The sequence below is a fragment of the Brevundimonas vitisensis genome (assembly GCF_016656965.1).
GTDB classification, from domain to species: Bacteria; Pseudomonadota; Alphaproteobacteria; order Caulobacterales; family Caulobacteraceae; genus Brevundimonas; species Brevundimonas vitisensis.
Window position 1 is genome coordinate 941,614 of the sequence record NZ_CP067977.1, and the last position, 18,517, is coordinate 960,130.

The following is an 18,517-nucleotide window of genomic DNA, read 5'->3' on the forward strand; positions in this document are numbered from 1 at the left end:
AATGCCTGTGAACCGTTTGCGGAACGGTTAAAGCCGAAATTGAAATTTCCCTCAGGGTGACGCGTTTTTGCGTCCCGCGTCCGGCTCGTGTAGAAGGCGCGCCCGAACACGATATCTCGGATCACCCCTTTGCATGCGCGCGGCCCTCGGGCCGACCGCAGGTTTGTCATGAGCGATACCCGAAACGATCTTCTGCCGGTCTCCGCCCTCGTCCTGTTTTCGGGCGGGCAGGACAGCGCCACCTGCCTGGCCTGGGCGCTGAACCGTTTCGCGCGGGTCGAGACCGTCGGTTTCGACTATGGCCAGAGGCACGCGGTAGAGATGCAGGCGCGCATCGCGGTGCGCGATGGCATGGCAGATGTCCTGCCCTTACTGGCCGACCGGCTGGGACCGGATCACGTCGTGGATCTGACAGGCTATGGCCGGATTTCCGAAAGCGCCCTGACGAGCGATCGCGCCATCGGAATGGATGCGCGCGGCCTGCCGAGCACCTTCGTGCCGGGCCGCAACCTGATCTTTCTGACCGCCGCCGCCGCATTGGCCGACCGGCGCGGGCTGGAGGTTCTGGTCGGCGGCATGTGCGAGACCGACTATTCCGGCTATCCCGATTGCCGACGCCAGACGCTGGATGCCCTGTCCACGGCGCTCAGTCTGGGCCTGGATAAGCCCGTGCCGATCGAAACGCCGCTGATGTGGCTCACCAAGGCCCAGACCTGGGCCCTTGCCGACGATCTGGGCGGGTCCGAACTGGTCGAGTTGATCGTCGAGGAAAGCCACACCTGTTACCTGGGCGAACGCTCTCAGCGATACGCCTGGGGCTATGGATGCGGCCACTGCCCCGCCTGCGAACTGCGGGCCCAGGGCTATGAAGCCTGGCGGGCCGGTCAATGACCTATTCGGTCAAGGAAACCTTCCTGACCATCCAGGGAGAAGGCGGCCAGGCCGGGCGACCCGCCGTCTTCCTGCGGTTCGCGGGATGCAATCTGTGGAGCGGTCGCGACCAGGACCGGGCGCAGGCCGTCTGCACCTTCTGTGACACCGACTTCGTTGGCACCGATGGCGATGGCGGGGGAAAATTCCTGTCGGCCCAGGCTCTGGCCGATCATGTCGCGGGTCTCTGGATCGGACGGCCGGGCGATCCAAAGCTGGTCGTGTGCACCGGCGGCGAGCCGCTTCTTCAGCTGGACAAGGACTTGATCGAAACCCTGCATGGCCATGGCTTCCAGATCGCGGTCGAAACCAACGGCACCGTGGCGGCCCCCGAAGGGCTGGACTGGATATGCGTCAGTCCAAAGGCCGACGCCCCGGTTCTTCAGACGACCGGCCAGGAATTGAAGCTGGTCTTTCCCCAGAGCCAGGCGATGCCCGAGCGGTTCGAGCACCTGGCCTTCGAGCGGTTCTGGCTGCAGCCCATGGACGGCCCGGAGCGCGAGGCCAACACCGCCGCCGCCCTCGCCTACTGCCTTTCGCACCCTCAATGGCGCCTCAGCGTCCAGACTCACAAATACATCGGCGTTCGCTAGTCCAACCCATGACCCAGTTCGAAATCACCAAGGCGGCCACCTTCGATGCGGCCCATCATTTTCCGAATGAGCCGGAAGGCAGCCCCTATCGCCGGATGCATGGGCATTCGTTCCAGGTCGAGGCCACGGTTCGCGGCGAAGCGCTTGATCCGGTGCATGGTTGGGTGGCCGACCTCGGGGCGCTGGACACCGCGCTGAAGACGGCTGCCGCCCGACTGGATCATGGCCTGCTGAACGATCACGAAGGGCTGGAGGCCCCCAGTCTGGAACGGCTGTGCCTGTGGTTCGTCGCTCAGCTGCAGCCGGACTGGCCCGGCCTGTGCCGCATCACCGTGGCGCGCCCGACGATCCACGAGCGCTGCACCCTGACGCTGTAATCAGCGAAGCCTAGGCCGCGCCAAGCAGGGTGACGCAGCGGTCGACCTCAGCATTCCAGTCGGCCATCGGCCCCGTGTCGAGGGCGATGGTGCGCGGCTCGACCCGCTGACGCAGGGCCTCCACCTCAGCCGGAGCGGCGGTCGCCCGCCAAGCGTTCAGAGCGGACACACCCGCATTCAGAATCGTCTGCATGGTGGCGAGGTGCGCCTGCTCCTGCGCCGTCAGCGGCCGGCTCTCGGCATATCGGTTCAAGTTCGAGATCTCGGAGGCTGCCACGGAAGCGCAGAGGATGGTCTGATCCAGGTCAGCAGGGTCCTGATGCGGCAGCGGCATGGCCAGCAGGGTCAGGGCAGACAGGGCTGCAATCATCATCGAACACATCCTCAGAAAGCCAACAGCCTATGCCGGTCGCGCGCGTCATGCGACTGACGAGGCCTGACGCTTCAAGCCACAGCCCTGTCGGGATCGTTTCGCGGCACCGCACAGGCTTCTGCCAGGGTCTGGGCCAGCAGGGTCGGATCGATCGGCTTGGTCAGGAAGGCGTGGACCCCCGCCGCGTCCCACGCCGCCCGATGAACGTCCATCGCATTGGCCGTCAGGGCGATCAGGGGCGTGTCCGCGTTAAGGCCGCCCAGGCGGATACGGCGCGAGGCCTCCAGCCCGTCCATCACCGGCATCTGCATATCCATCAGCACCGCGTCGAACCGCTCCAAGGCCGCGGCCTCGACCGCCTCGGCACCGTTCTCGACCAGAGTCAGACGACAGCCGTGCGGCTCCAGCAGAAGCGCCAGAATCCGCCGGTTCACCTCGTGGTCATCCGCCGCCAGAATCGAGCGGCCGCTCAGAGACAGAGGCTCAACATCCTGGCGGAGCGGCTGTTGCGCCGCATCGACGGCCACCTCTACCGGCAGCTCCAGCCGAAAGGTCGAGCCCTGACCAACGATGCTGTCGACCGACAGGTCGCCGCCCATCAGCTGGGCGAGCCGGCGGCTGATCGTTAGGCCCAGGCCCGTGCCGCCGAACCGGCGCGTTGTCCCCGCATCGGCCTGTTCGAAGCTGTTGAAGACCTTGTCCAGGCGGTCTGCCGGAATGCCGACGCCCGTGTCGCGCACCGCAACGCTCAGGCGACTGGTCGCCGGGGCCCACCCCACCGTCACCACCACTTCACCCGCCTCGGTGAACTTCACCGCATTGGACATCAGATTGAACAGAATCTGCTGAAACCGCAGAGGGTCGACCCTGACCACCTCGGGGATGGCAGCTGGAATTTCCAGCCGCAACCGCACCCCATTGGCCATGGCTCGCTGTTCCCATAGCCGGACCAGGGACCGCAGCCGGTCCCGCACATCAATGTCGGCGACCTCCAGCTGCATCTTGCCGGCCTCGATCTTCGAAAAGTCGAGCACGTCGTTCAGCAGGCCCAGCAGGACGTCGCCGGCATCCACCAGCATGGAGACGTGCTCACGCTGTCGCGGATCCAGACGCGTGCGGCGCAACAGATTGGCGGCCGACATGACCGCGTTCATGGGCGTGCGGATTTCGTGGCTGATGACGGCGAGGAAGTCGGACTTGGCCGCGCTGGCGATCTCGGCCCGCTGACCCTGTTCCAGCGCCTCGCGATTGGCCGCTTTCAGGGCGCGCGTCGTCGCCAGGTTCTGACGCACGGCGACGACCAGGTGGGTCAGAAAGAGGATGCAGCCGACCGCCAGCAACAGAGGTTCGAAGCTGCGCGTCAGCACGGCCTCGACCACCGGCAGCCCCAGAAAATACAGGCCATGCATGGCGGCGGCGCTGAGCAGCAGCGGCCGCGAATGGTACATGTGCAGACAGACATGCAGCAGTCCGCCCGCGACCTGGATCATGGCGAACAGCAGGCCCGCCTCGCCCCCGTTGAACCAGAGATAGGTCGCCATGCTGGAATAGACGACGACCGTCAGTGCCGCCGTCAGGCAGCAGAGGGCCTCATAGCCCCGACTGACGACCATATCCGGCCGCTGGCGCAGCGGTCGAAACACGGCCCAATCGATCAGCTGGGTGAAGAGCACGGCCCCGAACCAGACGGCGGGCCAGAGCGACGGTGCCATGAACCAGGCCGTGGTGCCGATGAAGGCTGCCAGGGCGACACGGGTCTTCAGCTCCCGAAACCGGATCTGTGCGACCAAGGCGTAGTCGGCGGTGACCATGATCGAATTCCCCTTCACCGCACCATGATCGACAAAGACGAAGGATTGGTTGCCGAAGGGGCTGACCCGACGCACGATGATCGCTATGGAACGCCGCCGTCCGGCATGCGTTTGCCTGCCTATTCTGGGGGATATCCGATGAAGCGCCTGATCCTCGCCGCCGCCCTGTCCAGCCTGGCTGCCCTGGCAGCCTGTGACGATCCTCGTCCGTCGCAGGACGTCGAAACCTACGAGCCGCCCATGGAGGCACCGGTCGCCCCGCCGGTGGAAGAAACGCCGCCGCCGGCCGTGACGCCGCCGCCCGCGCCGGCCGATAACACGGCCTTGCCGCCCGAGGCGCGCAGTTCCGAGGAATCGGTGCAGCCCGAAAGCGAAACCCTCTTCTACTGACCCGCTGCCCTGCCATGTCGTCGCCACATGCGGCGGCCATGGGCTGACTGCCTCCACCGCCCGCCTGTGAAAGCCATCGTTTGACACCAAGGTCCGCCCTGTTTCTGGTGAGTCTGGCCCTGTGGAGTTCGGGGACGACCGTGGCGATGGCCGACCCGCGCGCCGTGATCCGCGGCGAAATGGATGGTGAACTGCGTCGTCAGATCGAGCGGGCCGTAGGCGAGGTTGACGGCCCCCCTTCCAACCGGTTCGAGGCCCGCCGCCGGGCCCAGGCCGCCGCCGAACTGGCCGAGGCCCTGCTGCGTTCGGAGGGGTACTATCAGCCGACGCTGGAAGACGCCGTTGAAGGGGACGAGACGCCGGTCGCCGTCGTCAGTGTCGTGCCTGGGCCCCGCTTTCTGCTGACTCAGCCGACGATCACCTGGGCTGCTCCGGCGCCGGACACCACCACCGACGGCCTGATTCAGCAGCAGATCGGCCTGAAGCCTGGCGATCCCGGTCGGGCCGTCGACGTCATTGCGGCCGAAGGCCGGATCGTCGCCGGTCTCAGCACCTATGGCTATGCCGATGCCGTGGCACAGCCCCGCAGGGTGGTCGTCGATCATGCCACCTTCACCGTCCAGCCCGAGTTTCGCATCAATTCGGGGCCTCTGGTGCTGATGGATGGCGTGCGCCTGGAGACACGGGGCCGCACCAATCCGGACTGGGTCACCTATTTGATCCCCTGGGAAGTCGGCGACCGCTACGACCCCGAACAGGTGGCCGAGCTGGAACGGCGGCTGCTTGAAACGGGCGTCTATGACGGGGTTGGGGTCGCCCTGGCCCCTGCTGATCAGACAGACGAGGATGGACACCGTCCGGTCATCGTCACCCTGACCGACCGACCGCGCCGGATCCTGGACGCCGGGGTGACCTTCTCAACGGCCGAGGGCTCGGGCGTCGAGTTCATCTGGACCCAGCACAACCGCTTTGGTCGTGCCGACACCCTGCGTTACGAGGCGCGCCTGGCCAATATCGACAGCCGCCTGGGTGTCGATCTCAGTCTGCCGCACTGGCGCCGCCCTGGCCGTACGCTGAAACTGACCACGGCCCTGGTGCATGAGGACACCGACGCCTATCGGCGCAGCGCCCTCGTCGGGGCTGCCGACCTGCAACAGCGCCTGGGGCGGACCTCCTATTTCAGCTATGGCGTGGGGCTGGACGCGGGCCATTACACCGAAAATCGCTTCGACCCTCTGACCCAGTTACCTGTCACCTTCGATCGCGATCTGGTCATCGGAACGGTGCGCGGCAGCGCCTATATGGATCGGTCCAACGACGCCCTGAACCCCACAACCGGCTGGCGCCTTACGGTATCGGCCCAGCCAACAGCCGTGGCCGGCGAGGACACCGTTCTGTTCCTGCGCGCCGAAAGCCAACTGACCGCCTATCTGCCGGTCGAGGACGAGGCAAGGACCGTGCTTGCCGGTCGCGTTCGCGTGGGCACCATCATCGGCGGGGAAGAGCTGACCGTGCCTTCGGACCGGCTGTTCTACTCTGGTGGCGGCGGCTCGGTGCGCGGTTATGAGTATCAGGGCGTAGGCCCGCGCCTGCCTGACAACACGCCGCGCGGCGGACTTTCGCTGTTCGAAGCCTCGGCCGAGGTCCGGCGTGACCTGGGCAATAATTTCGGCGCGGTGGTCTTCGTCGATGCCGGGGCCATCGGCTTTCAGGAGACGCCGGACTTCGGCAATCTGCGCTATGGCGTGGGTGCGGGCGTTCGTTACAACCTGCCCTTCGGCCCGATCCGCGCCGACGTCGCCTTCCCGCTGGACAAGCGCGAAGGTGACGCGGACTTCCAGATCTACATCAGTATCGGCCAGGCGTTTTGACCGACCAGCCCGACATCGTCGAAACGCCGGACACCCCCGCCGAGGTGGAAAGGAAGAAGCGCACGCGTCTGCAGGCGCTGGCGTTCTTTGGCGGTATCGCGGCGGCTGCGATCGTGGCCCTGCTTGTCGTCGCCCTGGTCGGGGGGCGGATGTATCTGCTGTCGGGACCGGGCCGCGAACTGGTCACCGGCTTCTTGGCCGGCAAAAAGATCGGCAGCTATGGCCGGATCAGTGTCGAGGGACTGTCCGGTGACATCTTCGACGACTTCCGCATTGCCCGTGTAACCGTAACCGATGCCGAAGGCGTCTGGCTGGACGCGACCAACGTTCGGGTCGACTGGAGCTATCTGCCGCTGATCGCACGCCGGTTCCATGCGACGGAGATCAGCGCCGACCGTATCCGCCTGATCCGCCGTCCGATCGTTGAGGTCTCCGATGACCCGCCCGGCTCCATGCCGCTGGACATCGACATCGATAAGCTGAGCGCCGACGTAGAACTGCTGGAAGGGTTCAGCCAGGAGTATGGTCGCTGGAAGCTGACCGGCGACGCCAATGTGCCCCGGCGCGGCGACAAGTCGGCTTCGCTGAACGCCTACAGCGTGAACCGGCCGGGCGACTTTCTGCGTATTTCGGCCACTCTGGGCGACAGCATCGATCAGCTCAGGCTGAACCTGCGCGCCAATGAGGCCCAGGGCGGTCCCTTGGCCGGAGCGCTCGGCTATTCGCCCGACGAGCCGTTCTTCGCCACGGCCATCGTCAACGGCGAGGTCATCGACGCGGTCGTGCGGACCGGTGACTTCGTGCCCTTGACCGTCAAGGGCCGGTACAACGGCGATACCGGACTGAAAGTCTCGGGCTATTTCGACTTCAGCGGGTCGGATTTGCTGCAACCGTTCGTCGACAGGATCGGCCGCACGGCCCGGTTCGGCCTCGCCACGGTGCCGTCGAAACGCGAAGGGTATCAGGGCATCGGCTGGCGGCTGATTTCAGACAATCTGAACTCCAATGCCAGCGGCACCCTCCGCGTTTCCGACCGCAGCGTGCCGGACGGTATTCGCATCGAAGTGTCCACGCCCTCGCTGACCCGGCTGGCAGGAACCCCGGTGGCCGGCCCGGCCGCCTATTCCGCCGTTTTCACCGGCAATCAGAGCGACTGGAAGCTGGACGGACAGGTCAGTCTGAATGGTGCGGATCTGGCCAGCTATCGCGCGACCCGTCTGGCGGGTCCGCTGAGCATCGACGTCAATCCGCAGGCCATGAGCGTGCAAGGCGACATTCGAGGCGCGGGAGGCTCGGCCGACGGCATCATCGGGGCGCTGCTCGGAGCCACTCCGCGCGTGCAGTTCGAGGCTGCGCGTCTGGCCGATGGGGCCCTGCTGCTTCGCCGGGTCGAGGCGACCGGCCAGGCGCTCAGTCTGACCGGATCCGGATCACGCAACCTGCTGGGCGGGATGAGCTTCCGAGGACGCGCCGAAATCACCGACGTGGGACGGATCCAGCGCGGCGCGCGCGGCACCTTCGGTGGCCCGATCCAGGCGGCCAGCGCCCGAACCGGCGCCCCTTGGAGACTGTCCTTTGACGGACGGGGCCGCAATCTGGCGATCGGCATGGAAGAGCTGGACCGACTGTTGGGACGCAGCCCGCGCCTGGAGCTGGCGGGTCAGCTGAACGGCGGCCGGATCGAGCTCACGCGCGGCCAGCTGACGGGGGCCGCCGGGCGCGCCTCGGCCAAGGGACTCATCGAAGGCAACGGTCGGCTGCGGCTGGCCCTGGACTGGTCGGCCCAAGGCCCCTTCGGCGTCGGTCCTGTCGCCATCGACGGTGCCATGACCGGAAATGGTGCCCTGACCGGCACCATCGCCCAGCCGCGCGCCGACCTGCGTGCCGCCTTTGCACAGGTCGCGGCCGGGCCGCTGGACCTGACCGGCGTCGATCTGATCCTGAGCTTCCGAAAGGGGGCTGACGCGTCCGACGGGCGGGTCGCGATGACGGCCGGTTCCAACTATGGCCCAGCGCGCGCCTCGGGGAATTTCTATCTGGGCGGCGATCGGCTGCGCCTGACCGACGTCGATCTGGATGCCGGGGGCGTCCAGGCGCGCGGTGCCGTGGCCCTGTCGAACAACTTCCCGTCCAGCGCAGACCTCGCCTTCACGGCGCGGCCCGGGGCCTTCCTGACCTCCGGCCAGGCCGATGGCCGCATCCGCCTGACCGAGGGCGCGGGAAGTGAAACGGCGATCGTCGAGGTCAATGGCCGCAATGTTAAGCTGGCGGGGTCGCCCTATGTGATCCGCACGCTGCGGCTGGACGGACGCGGCACGCTGGCCCGCCTGCCCTTTACCCTGGTCACGGATGTCGGCGGCCCGACGCCGGTGCAGTTCGATGGAAATGGTGTCTACGCCCGCGATGGCCGGGCCCAGACCGTGACGCTAAGCGGCGACGGCCGCGTGCGCGAAATCGCCTTTGCGACCCGCAGCCCCGCCGTGATTGCCCTGGCCGGCGACGGTCAGGTGGTTCGCGTCGATCTCGGCATCGGCGGCGGCGTGCTGCTGGGCGAGCTGCGGGCCGATTCTCGCGCTGCCATCCTCCAGGCTGACCTGACCAGCGTGGACCTGGGCTCCATCTCCCCCGACCTGCGCGGTCGCGTGACGGGCAAGGTCTCCCTGCGCGGGGCGGGCGATGACCTGTCCGGCTCGGCCAATGTCACCTTGGACCGCGTTCGCAGTGCCGACGCGCCCCGCGGCCTGGCGGTCGGCGGTACGGTCAATGCCACCCTGGTCGACAACCGCCTGCGGATCGTCGCCGATGCCCGCAGCAATGGCGCGGTCGAGGCTTCGGCCGATGTGACCCTGCCTGTCGTGGCGTCTGCCGCGCCCCTGCGTCTGGCCATCGACCGGACGGGGGCCATGTCCGGCCAGGTCTCGGCCAAGGGCCAGATCCAGCCCATCTGGGACCTGTTCTTCGGCGGCGAACGCTCGCTGGAGGGTCAGATCGACGCCGACGCGACCCTGGCGGGCACCCTGAATGCGCCGCGCCTGAACGGCCGCCTGGACCTGACGGCCGGGGCCTTCCGCGACAATGGCACGGGCCTGCGCCTGGGCGACGTTGTTCTGGCCAGCCGGTTCGACGACGAGGTGGCGGTGATCGAGCGCTTTACCGCCACCGACACGGCGGGCGGCACGGTCTCCGGCACCGGTCGCCTGGGTCTGCGCGAAGGCGGCGGATCGACTGCGCGCCTGGACTTCACCCGCTTCCGCGTCATCGACAACGAGATCGCCGAAGCCCGCGCCTCGGGTCCATTGACCATCACCCGCGCCACCGACGGCAACATCACCCTGGCCGGTGAACTGGATATCGACGAGGCCAATATCTCGCCCAACCTGCCCGGTTCCAACGGCATCGTCCGCATGGATGTGATCGAGATCAACCGCCCCGGCGGCAATACGGTCGAGGTCGAGGAAGCCGTGGCCCCGGCACCGGGCCCCCAGATCAACCTCGACATCCGGCTGCGCTCGCCCGGCGGCGACGTCCGCGTGGTCGGACGCGGCCTGAACGTCGAGATGAACGTCCGCGCCACGGTCGGCGGCACCATTTCGGCACCGACGCTGAGCGGCCGGGCCAATGTCGTTCGCGGGGACTACGACTTCGCTGGCAAGCGGTTCGTCTTCGACGAGGACGGCTATGTCACCCTGTCGACCGATCCTGCCCGCATCATCCTCAGCCTGTCGGCCACGCGCGAGGACCCGGCCCTGACGGCCACGGTCCGCGTTACCGGCACGGCAGCCAAGCCGGAGATCGAGCTGACCTCCGCCCCGGCCCTGCCCCAGGACGAAATCCTGTCGCAGGTCCTGTTCGGACGATCGGCGTCACAGCTGTCGGCGTTCGAGGCGGCGCAGCTGGGCTCGGGCGTGGCGTCGCTGGCCGGCGGTGCGGGCTTTGACGTACTGGGCAATCTGCGTGAACTCGCCGGTCTGGACCGGCTGTCGTTCGGGGGCGAGGCCTCGGCCATCACGGTGGCGGGCGGTCGCTACATCACCGACGACGTCTATCTGGAGATCATCGGCGGGGGCGAAGGCGGGGCTGCGGTCAATGTCGAATGGCAGGTGCGCCGCAATGTGACCGTCAGCTCCAGCTTCGGCGGTCAGGGTCAGGCCACCCTATCGGTGCGCTGGCGCCGCGAAAGCGGCCGGCCGGACGGTCGCACCGACCGCCGACCGAACCGCAACGCCCAGCGTTAGTCGCGGATCTTGTACTTGCCGAGGGCCGCAGCGCCGCGAATGCCCGAAATGTGGAACACGGCACCCAGCACCATCACGATTATGCCCAGGATCAGGTTCCAAAGGGGCGAGGAGGCGGAGACGCTCGCGTCCATACCCAGCTGCACCGTGCCCAATGACCCCAACAGACCATAGGCCGTAAGCAGCAGGAAGATGATCGGGATCACGATGTTGGGCTTGGCCCACTGCCAGAAGGCCAGACCCAGCTGAATGACCACGATGGCTCCTGCGATCCATGGCATGGCATCGGCCGCGCCTCCGACCATGGACTGCACCATCTCGGCGGACTCGGCAGGCTGGCCCGCAGACTGCGCCGCCGCCGCCTCCACCATGGCCGCGCGCATCGTTTCCATATTGGCGGCCAGCAAGGCCACCCCGATCGCCCCGTGAACCGCAGAGATCACAAGCGCAACCGCGCTGGCACGCGCCTTCTGCCTGGCCTCAGGTTCGGTTGTCGGGGCGTCGAGCGGGTTCAGCGCCTTGATCCAGCTGCTCATGATGGGTCTCCTCCCAGGATTAGGCGGTCAGGCTAGCGCGACGCGACCGCGCCGCGAAGGGAGAAACTTGCCTCATTCCCCCGCCTTCACCTTTCAGGTTCACCCGTCTAGGGTCCGACCCATGCGGATTCTTCCCCAGGACCAGACGGTTCTCGACCATGTCGGGCGCGCCGAAACGGCCATTATCGAGCGCGCCGTGCGCTGGTCCCAGGTCAACTCCGGCAGCCGTAACGCCGAAGGGCTGAACGCGGTCCTGGACCTGCTGGAAGCTGAAGCGGGCACGCTGTGCGCCGATGTCACGCGCATTCCCACCGCCGGCTCGACGACCATCGGCGACGACGGCAGCGTGCGGGCCGAGGCCCATGCCGATGCCCTGAAGATCACGGCCAGACCGGATGCCCCCATTCAGGTCGTGCTGACCGGCCACTACGACACCGTCTTTCCTGCCGAATCCGGCTTCCAGTCTGTGGTCACCCGCCCCGATGGGGCGCTGAACGGCCCCGGCATCGCCGACATGAAGGGCGGCATCTCGGTCATGCTGGCGGCGCTGGAGGCGTTCGAGACCCATCCCGACCGCGACCGCGTCGGCTGGACCGTCCTGTTGTCCCCGGATGAGGAGATCGGCTCGCCGGCCTCGGCCCCCCTGCTGGCACAGCTGGGGGCGGCGGGCCATGTCGGCCTGACCTATGAGCCGGCCCTGGCCGACGGCACCCTGGCCGGGGCGCGCAAGGGCAGCGGCAACTATCACCTGATCGTCACCGGAAAGGCCGCCCATGCGGGCCGGGCCTTTCACGAGGGGGCCAATGCGGTGGCCGGGGCGGCCATCATCGCTGCAGCCCTGCACGGACTGAACGGACGGCGCGAGGGTGTCACGGTCAATGTCGCCCGGATCAGCGGCGGCGGGGCCCTGAACGTCGTGGCCGACAATGCCGTGGTCCGGTTCAACGTCCGCGTGCCCGACGCCCAGAGTGCCGCCTGGATCACCGATGCGGTGGCCGAGATCGTCGCGTCGCCGCCCTTTCCGGGCCTGACCCTGGACCTTCACGGCGGCATGACCCGCGCGCCCAAGCCGATGGACGCCAGCCAGACGGCCCTGTTCGAGGCCGTGCGCCGGACCGGGGCCCTGCTGGGCCAGCCCATCGCCTGGACCCCTTCTGGCGGAGTCTGCGAGGGCAACAACCTGCATGCGGCGGGCCTGCCCAACATCGACACCCTGGGCGTGCGCGGCGGCGACATCCATTCGGACCGCGAGTTCGCCTGGCCTGACAGCTTTGCCGAACGCGCCCGGCTCAGTGCCCTGATCCTGTGCAAGATCGCCTCGGGCGAGATCGATGCCGTGGCGCTGAAGCGCCTGCGCCTGGAGACGATGTAGATGCTTGTCGTTCGCCCTGCCGGCCCTGCCGATCTGGATTTCCTGCTGGAACTGGCCATCCTGTCCGGCCCCGGCTTCACCAGCCTGCCTGAAGATCCCGATCAGCTGGCCGAGCGGCTGGATCTCAGCCGCGACAGCTTCGAAGGGTCCATCCCGGCTCAGGAACGCTGGTACACCCTCATGCTGGAGGAGACCGAGACCGGTGACGTCGACGGCATCGCCTCGGTCAAGGCGGCGGTGGGGTTGAAGCGGCCCTTCTTCTCGTTCCGGGTCAACAGCAACACCTCCTCCTCGCCATCTCTGAACATCCGGCTGGATCACCAGACCCTGGTTCTGGTCAATGAATGCACCGGCTGGTCCGAGGTGGGCTCGCTGTTCCTGAAGGCGGACCGGCGCAAGGGCGGGGCCGGACGGCTGCTCAGCCAGTCGCGCTACATGCTGATCGGGGCCCAGCCGGACCTGTTCGCCGAGACGGTGCTGGCCGAGCTGCGCGGGGTCTTCACCCCGGACGGAGCCTGTCCCTTCTGGGACCATGTGGCCCACAAATTCTTTCCCATGCCGTTCGACGATGCCGACATGATGACCGGCTCGACAGACAAGCAGTTCATCCTGGATCTGGCCCCGCGCCATCCCATCTATGTCGAGTTGTTGCCCGAGCCTGCGCGTGCCGTGATCGGCAAGGTCCACCCTCAGGGCGTTCCGGCGATGGCCCTGCTGGAATCGGAAGGCTTCCGGCCCAACGGCCTGATCGACATCTTCGATGCAGGCCCGACGGTGTCGTGCGCCCGCGATCATATCCGCACCGTCCGCGATGCGCGGCAGATGACCGTAGCCATCGCTCCGACGATCGAGGCCGAGTTGCCGTCCCTGATCTCCACCGACAGCGTCGGGGGCTTCCGCGCCGTGCGTCAGCGCGCCCATGTCGAAGGCGATACCGCCACCCTGACCCCCGAAACCGCCGAGGCGCTGAGGGTCAGGGCGGGCGACACTGTCCGCGTGAAAAGCTGAGAAAGCCGATGACCAAGTTTCAGTCCATCGATCCCGCTACCGGCGAAGCCGTCTGGGAAGGCCGCAACGCCGAGGTCGCAGAGGTCGAGGTCGCCGTCGTGCGGGCCCGCTATGCGCTCAACGACTGGGCTGACCGGCCGCGCCAGGACCGCATCGACGCCATGAAGCGCTATCAGTCCGTGCTCAAGGACCGCGCGCCACAGATCGCGGAAGCCATCAGCCGCGAAACCGGCAAGGCGCTGTGGGAGACCACCACCGAGGTCCAGGCCATGCAGGGCAAGGTCGATATCTCGATCCGCGCCTATGACGAACGCACCGGCGAGCGCGAGACCCAGACCGGCTTCGGCCGCGCCGTCCTGCGCCATCGTCCGCACGGGGTGGCGGCGGTGCTGGGCCCCTTCAACTTTCCCGGCCACCTGCCCAATGGCCATATCGTCCCGGCCCTGCTGGCAGGGGACACGGTGGTGTTCAAGCCTTCTGAAGAGACGCCCTGGACCGGCCAGCTGATGGCCGAATGCCTGGAGGCGGCGGACCTGCCCAAACACGTCTTCAACCTGGTGCAGGGCGGACGCGACGTGGGTGCCACTCTGCTGCAGCAACGCATCGATGCCCTGATGTTCACCGGTTCCGGCAATGCCGGGGCCCATTTCCGCAAGCTGTTCGCCGACAGACCCCGCGTGATCCTGGCGCTGGAGCTGGGCGGCAACAATCCCCTGGTGGTCTGGGATGCGGCCGACGCCGAGGCTGTGGCCGGGATCATCGTGCAGTCAGCGTTCGTGACGACGGGCCAGCGCTGCAGCTGCGCCCGCCGCCTGATTGTGCCCGAGGGCCCTCAGGGTGACGCCATTGTCGACGCGGTCGTCGCCATGGTCGACCGGTTGATCTTCGCGCCCTGGAACAGCACGCCTGAACCCTATGCCGGGCCGCTGATCTCGGAAGCAGCCGCCCAGGGCGCGCTCAAGGCCTTGCAGGATCGCATCGACATGGGCGCGCGGGTCATCCGCGCCTCCGGCCCCGTGGCTGGCCGGTCCGCCGCCTTCGTCCAGCCCGCCATCATCGATGTGACGGGGATCAAGGTGCCGGACGAGGAGATGTTCGCGCCCTTCCTGTCGGTAACCCGCGTCGCCACGTTTGAGGACGCGGTCGCCGCCGCCAATGACACGCGGTACGGCCTGTCCGCCGGTCTGGTCAGCGACGATCCGGCGAACTGGGACCACTTCATCCGCCGCATCCACGCCGGGGTCGTCAACTTCAACCGCCCGACCACGGGGGCCGCTGGCGACATGCCCTTCGGCGGCCTGGGCAAGAGCGGCAACCACCGCCCCAGCGCCTATTACGCCGCCGACTACTGCGCCTATCCGGTTGCCAGCTTCGAGGCGGGGGCGGTGAAGAACATCGAGGGCGAGATCAAGGGGTTGCGGGGATGAAGCGGAGGATTGGTCCAGAGCCTCTCGCCTCCCGTCTTCGCCCCGCGATAATTTTGACGATTACCTGCGGGGGACTTTCGGGCTTGCTCATGGGGTTCTATGCGCTGATGGGGAGCGATCGCTTCAACATCTACAGCGGCTGTGCTGTATTCGGGTCCCTGATGGCGGTGGGGATGATCCAGGCTCTTCGCAATCGCACCTACCTCACCGCTGGGGCCCTAGTTGTTCTCACCGCAGTGGTGATGGGCGTATCGATCTGGATTTCCCGGATGTCGACTCCCACCGTCTGGATTGTCCCCAATTGACCCCCGCCATCGAAGCCAACGCCGACGGCCTGATCGGCCCGACGCATTCCTATGCGGGCCTCAGCCCCGGCAACCTGGCGTCCAGCCTGAATGCGGGCGAGGCGTCGAACCCCCGCGCGGCCGTCCTGCAGGGTCTGGACAAGATGAAGACCCTGGCGGATCTGGGTCTGCCGCAGTTCGTCCTGCCCCCGCATGAGCGGCCGAACATCCCCTTCCTGCGGACCCTGGGCTTCACCGGTTCCGACGCCCAGGTGCTGGAACAGGCCTGGAAGGACGCGCCATCCTTTGCCGCCGCCGCCTGTTCGGCCAGTCCCATGTGGGCCGCCAATGCCGCGACGGTGACCCCGTCCGCCGACAGCGCCGACGGCCGCGTCCACTTCACCCCCGCCAACCTGGTCACCAACCTGCATCGCTCGCTGGAGCATCAACAGACGAAGCGGGCGCTGGATGCCCTCTTCCCGGACCGGGACCGGTTCGCGGTCCACGACGCCCTGCCCTCGGTGGCGCATCTGGCCGACGAGGGCGCGGCCAACCACGTCCGGCTGTGTGCCGACCACGGCACGCCGGGGGTCAATCTGCTGGTCTGGGGACGCGAGGCCTATGAGCCGTGGACCGGTCCCTATCCGGCCCGTCAGACCTTCGAGGCGTCACAGGCCATCGCCCGCCGCCATGGGGCCAGCGGCGCCGTTCTGGCCCGGCAGTCGCGCGCGGCCATTGCGGGTGGCACCTTCCACAACGACGTGGTCTGCGTCGGCGCGCTGGAGACCCTGTTCCATCACGAGCTGGCGTTTGAAGACACCGCCGCGACCCATGCCGCCATCCGTGCGGCGGCTAAAGGGTTCGAGCCAATCTTCGTCCAGGTCTCCCTGGCCGACCTGCCGCTGGCCGACGCCATCTCCAGCTATCTGTTCAACTCCATGCTGGTGCAGATTCCCGACCGGGACCGGCTGACTCTGATCTGTCCCACCGAGACCCGCGACAACCCGCGCAGCGATGCGGTCGCGCAGTCCCTGGCCGCATCCAACGGCCCCATCGGCGCGGTCGAATATGTCGATGTCCGCCAGTCCATGCGAAACGGCGGCGGCCCCGCCTGCCTGCGCCTTCGCGTGGTCCTGACCGAGGCGGAACAGGCCGCGGCCAATCCGGCCATGCGGCTGACCGAAGACCTCTATGCGCGGCTGTCCGCCTGGGGGGCTACCCACTACCGCGACCAGCTGACGCCCGCCGACCTGGCCGATCCCGCCCTGCTGGACGAAAGCCGCAGCGCCCTGGACGCACTGACCCAAATCCTTGACCTGGGCGGCGGCTTCTATCCGTTTCAGCGGGTCTAGCGCAGGGTCGTCGACGCCAGGATCGTGTCCACCGCGTCATCAGCGGTGGAAGCCATGGTGGAACGGCCCGCGACCATGAACTGCAACAGCGGCGCATCGAGAGTGCACAGCGCATCGCCGGCCAGGGCGGGAACATCGTCGCGGTGTACGCACAGGAACTGTGCCGGGCCACTGGCCAGCGTCTTGGTGTGGGTCCTGATCTGAGCTCCCCGCTGTTCCGGCGTCAGATCGGGCCACCATTCCTCGGTCGAGAAGATCAGGAACTGGCGGGGCGTCACGCGACCCGCCTGAAGCACGGCAACGATCGCACCCGTTGCCCGGACGGTCCGCGCCGCGCCCGTTGTCGCTCCCACCCGGCAGGTCAGATCAGCCCCAACCGTGCTCTGGCCGTTCAGCCGAACCGGCGCATCACAATGGGCGACCGTATTTGGCAAGGTGAGGGTCTGGCCGTTGGGCAGGGTGTGGGCGAACACCTGTGCCTGGGCCGCGCCGGCGAGGCCAAGTGACAACGCGCCCGCCAAGATCCACGCCTTCATTTGCCGCTCCTGTCCTGATCAGCGGATCATGCCCTATCGCACGACTGTTCGGCAGGTCACGACCGGCTGGCGTCAGAGATCGTCAGGCCGCGAACCGCCCACCCCTGGCGGCATAGGCCTGGGTGCCCCGCGTGAAGACCCGGTCCGTCGGCAGGACGGCGTCTATCGCGATGTCGGTCGTGCCTTTCAGCCGCTCATAGACGGGGGCGAAATCCTTCAGCGTCTCGTCCTTGAGTGCCTCGATCGAGGGGATGACGAAATAGACCTGCTGGAAGTCGTCGATCCGGTAGAGGGTCCGCATGACCCGTTCTAGATCGAAGCCGATCCGGTTCGGTGACGGGTCCTCGACCGCGAAAACGCTCTCGGTCGCCGACGAAACGATACCGGCACCGTAAATGCGCAGTCCCTTTGCCGTTTCCATCAGGCCGAACTCGACCGTGTACCAGTACAGCCGCGCCAGATGGGCCAGCATCCCCAGCGACGCCGCGCGCTGTCCGCCCTGGCCATAGGCCTGCATATAGGCGGCGAAATCCGGGTCGGTCAGCATGGGCACATGGCCGAAGACGTCGTGGAAGATGTCCGGCTCCTGCAGATAGTCCAGCTGGTCCGGCTTGCGGATGAACTGGCCCGAGGGGAACCGCTTGTTGGCCAGATGGTCGAAAAAGACCGCATCAGGCACCAGGCCCGGCACACAGACGACGGTCCAGCCGGTCAGGGCCTGCAGCTTGGGGTTCATCACCGAGAAATCGGGGATCCCGCCCGTATTCAGGTCCAGCGCCTTCAGCCCGTTCATAAAGGCATCGGCGGCCCGGCCGGGCAGAATGGTCATCTGACGAGCATACAGGGTGTCCCACGTCTGATGCTCAACAGCCGTATAGGCCTCCCAGTCCTGCGGGATGGTCCAGTCAGCGGCAGCCCCCGGCGGCGGTTCCTGAAAGACGTGCTCGAAGTCGGACATGGGGCCAGTCTAGTCCTCGACGCGAACTTATTGAAGCCGATGCGAACGCGGGGCGTGACGGCCCATGGCATCGACGCTGAACCATTGGGCCTCGTCGGCCCGGGACAGGGGCTCGACCTCGGGGTCATGCTCCAGAACATTCTCGGCGGCATAGACGATGAAGCCGCCCTCCGGCCCGACGGCAAAGACGCGATAGAAGGGCTGATCGGCCTGGACCGGCCCGGTCAGCGCCAGGGGACCAGAATAGGTCGGATCGACATCGACGATCACGCCGGAAAAGGCTTGTTCCCGGTGTCGGACGATCTGTCCAAGACCGAAACGGGCTGTGCGAACCTGGGTCATGGTCCAATAGCTACGCCCCTCTGTCTGAGCCGGAGGCTGGTCGTCTCGTTCATTTTCGCGACAGACAGGCTTGGCGCGGACGATCTGACGGGCGTAGGCTGTCGTAGACGGGTGCCGTTTCG

Annotated in this window: 17 protein-coding genes; 11 read left to right on the forward strand and 6 right to left on the reverse strand. The window is 67.1% G+C overall.

The genetic code is table 11. The annotated features are described in order from the left end of the window. Window positions 1-168 precede the first annotated feature (168 nt). The 3 genes from queC to JIP62_RS04710 are packed head-to-tail and all read left to right on the forward strand — an operon-like array spanning window position 169 to window position 1,900. Window positions 169-891, forward strand: coding sequence for a 7-cyano-7-deazaguanine synthase QueC (queC, locus tag JIP62_RS04700; RefSeq protein WP_201103755.1), 723 nt, complete (start codon window positions 169-171; stop codon window positions 889-891). Next, a complete protein-coding gene (queE, locus tag JIP62_RS04705) occupies window positions 888-1,523 on the forward strand; it encodes a 7-carboxy-7-deazaguanine synthase (RefSeq protein WP_201103756.1) in 636 nt (211 codons plus the stop codon). The genes queC and queE overlap by 4 nt, the downstream gene beginning before the upstream one ends. 8 nt (window positions 1,524-1,531) lie before the next feature. Then, on the forward strand, window positions 1,532-1,900 hold the full coding sequence (locus tag JIP62_RS04710; protein ID WP_230974866.1) for a 6-pyruvoyl trahydropterin synthase family protein: 369 nt from the start codon (window positions 1,532-1,534) through the stop codon (window positions 1,898-1,900). Between the two features lie 10 nt (window positions 1,901-1,910). On the opposite strand, the gene JIP62_RS04715 is transcribed toward JIP62_RS04710, so the two are convergent. Beyond that, window positions 1,911-2,273 carry a hypothetical protein gene (locus tag JIP62_RS04715; protein ID WP_201103758.1) on the reverse strand — a complete coding sequence of 121 codons (363 nt, stop codon included), beginning with the start codon at window positions 2,271-2,273 and terminating at the stop codon, window positions 1,911-1,913. Window positions 2,274-2,344: 71 nt separating this feature from the next. After that, window positions 2,345-4,159, reverse strand: coding sequence for an ATP-binding protein (locus JIP62_RS04720; RefSeq protein ID WP_201103759.1), 1,815 nt, complete (start codon window positions 4,157-4,159; stop codon window positions 2,345-2,347). A gap of 63 nt (window positions 4,160-4,222) precedes the next feature. Between JIP62_RS04720 and JIP62_RS04725 the strand changes: the two genes are divergently transcribed. From JIP62_RS04725 to JIP62_RS04735, 3 genes are all read left to right on the forward strand, one after another. Beyond that, on the forward strand, window positions 4,223-4,474 hold the full coding sequence (locus tag JIP62_RS04725) for a hypothetical protein (RefSeq protein ID WP_201103760.1): 252 nt from the start codon (window positions 4,223-4,225) through the stop codon (window positions 4,472-4,474). Between the two features lie 80 nt (window positions 4,475-4,554). Further along, a complete protein-coding gene (locus JIP62_RS04730; RefSeq protein ID WP_201103761.1) occupies window positions 4,555-6,345 on the forward strand; it encodes an autotransporter assembly complex protein TamA in 1,791 nt (596 codons plus the stop codon). Further along, complete coding sequence (locus JIP62_RS04735) at window positions 6,342-10,580, forward strand: translocation/assembly module TamB domain-containing protein (RefSeq protein WP_201103762.1); 4,239 nt, start codon at window positions 6,342-6,344, stop codon at window positions 10,578-10,580. Before JIP62_RS04730 ends, JIP62_RS04735 begins: the two co-directional genes overlap by 4 nt. Here the strand turns inward: JIP62_RS04735 and JIP62_RS04740 are convergent. Beyond that, window positions 10,577-11,116: a hypothetical protein gene (locus JIP62_RS04740; protein WP_201103763.1), complete on the reverse strand. Its 540-nt coding sequence runs from the start codon at window positions 11,114-11,116 to the stop codon at window positions 10,577-10,579. The genes JIP62_RS04735 and JIP62_RS04740 overlap by 4 nt on opposite strands. 121 nt (window positions 11,117-11,237) lie before the next feature. On the opposite strand from JIP62_RS04740, the gene JIP62_RS04745 reads away from it, so the two are divergent. The 5 genes from JIP62_RS04745 (at window position 11,238) to astB (ending at window position 16,559) form a co-directional block, all read left to right on the forward strand. After that, window positions 11,238-12,488: a hydrolase gene (locus JIP62_RS04745; RefSeq protein ID WP_201103764.1), complete on the forward strand. Its 1,251-nt coding sequence runs from the start codon at window positions 11,238-11,240 to the stop codon at window positions 12,486-12,488. Next, window positions 12,489-13,496 (forward strand): arginine N-succinyltransferase, encoded by a 1,008-nt coding sequence (locus tag JIP62_RS04750; protein ID WP_201103765.1) that lies wholly within the window; start codon window positions 12,489-12,491, stop codon window positions 13,494-13,496. 8 nt (window positions 13,497-13,504) lie between these two features. Then, a complete protein-coding gene (gene astD, locus JIP62_RS04755) occupies window positions 13,505-14,923 on the forward strand; it encodes a succinylglutamate-semialdehyde dehydrogenase (protein WP_201103766.1) in 1,419 nt (472 codons plus the stop codon). Between the two features lie 89 nt (window positions 14,924-15,012). Next, a complete protein-coding gene (locus tag JIP62_RS04760) occupies window positions 15,013-15,228 on the forward strand; it encodes a hypothetical protein (RefSeq protein ID WP_201103767.1) in 216 nt (71 codons plus the stop codon). Continuing rightward, window positions 15,225-16,559: an N-succinylarginine dihydrolase gene (gene astB / locus JIP62_RS04765; RefSeq protein WP_201103768.1), complete on the forward strand. Its 1,335-nt coding sequence runs from the start codon at window positions 15,225-15,227 to the stop codon at window positions 16,557-16,559. The genes JIP62_RS04760 and astB overlap by 4 nt, the downstream gene beginning before the upstream one ends. On the opposite strand, the gene JIP62_RS04770 is transcribed toward astB, so the two are convergent. The 3 genes from JIP62_RS04770 to hspQ all read right to left on the reverse strand — a co-directional run bounded on the left by JIP62_RS04770 (window position 16,556) and on the right by hspQ (window position 18,395). Further along, a complete protein-coding gene (locus JIP62_RS04770; protein WP_201103769.1) occupies window positions 16,556-17,095 on the reverse strand; it encodes a hypothetical protein in 540 nt (179 codons plus the stop codon). The genes astB and JIP62_RS04770 overlap by 4 nt on opposite strands. 82 nt (window positions 17,096-17,177) lie before the next feature. Then, the gene (phhA, locus tag JIP62_RS04775; RefSeq protein WP_201103770.1) at window positions 17,178-18,053 is read right to left on the reverse strand and encodes a phenylalanine 4-monooxygenase; all 876 of its coding nucleotides are present in this window, start codon (window positions 18,051-18,053) and stop codon (window positions 17,178-17,180) included. 27 nt (window positions 18,054-18,080) lie between these two features. Continuing rightward, complete coding sequence (hspQ, locus tag JIP62_RS04780) at window positions 18,081-18,395, reverse strand: heat shock protein HspQ (protein WP_201103771.1); 315 nt, start codon at window positions 18,393-18,395, stop codon at window positions 18,081-18,083. Window positions 18,396-18,517: the final 122 nt, after the last annotated feature.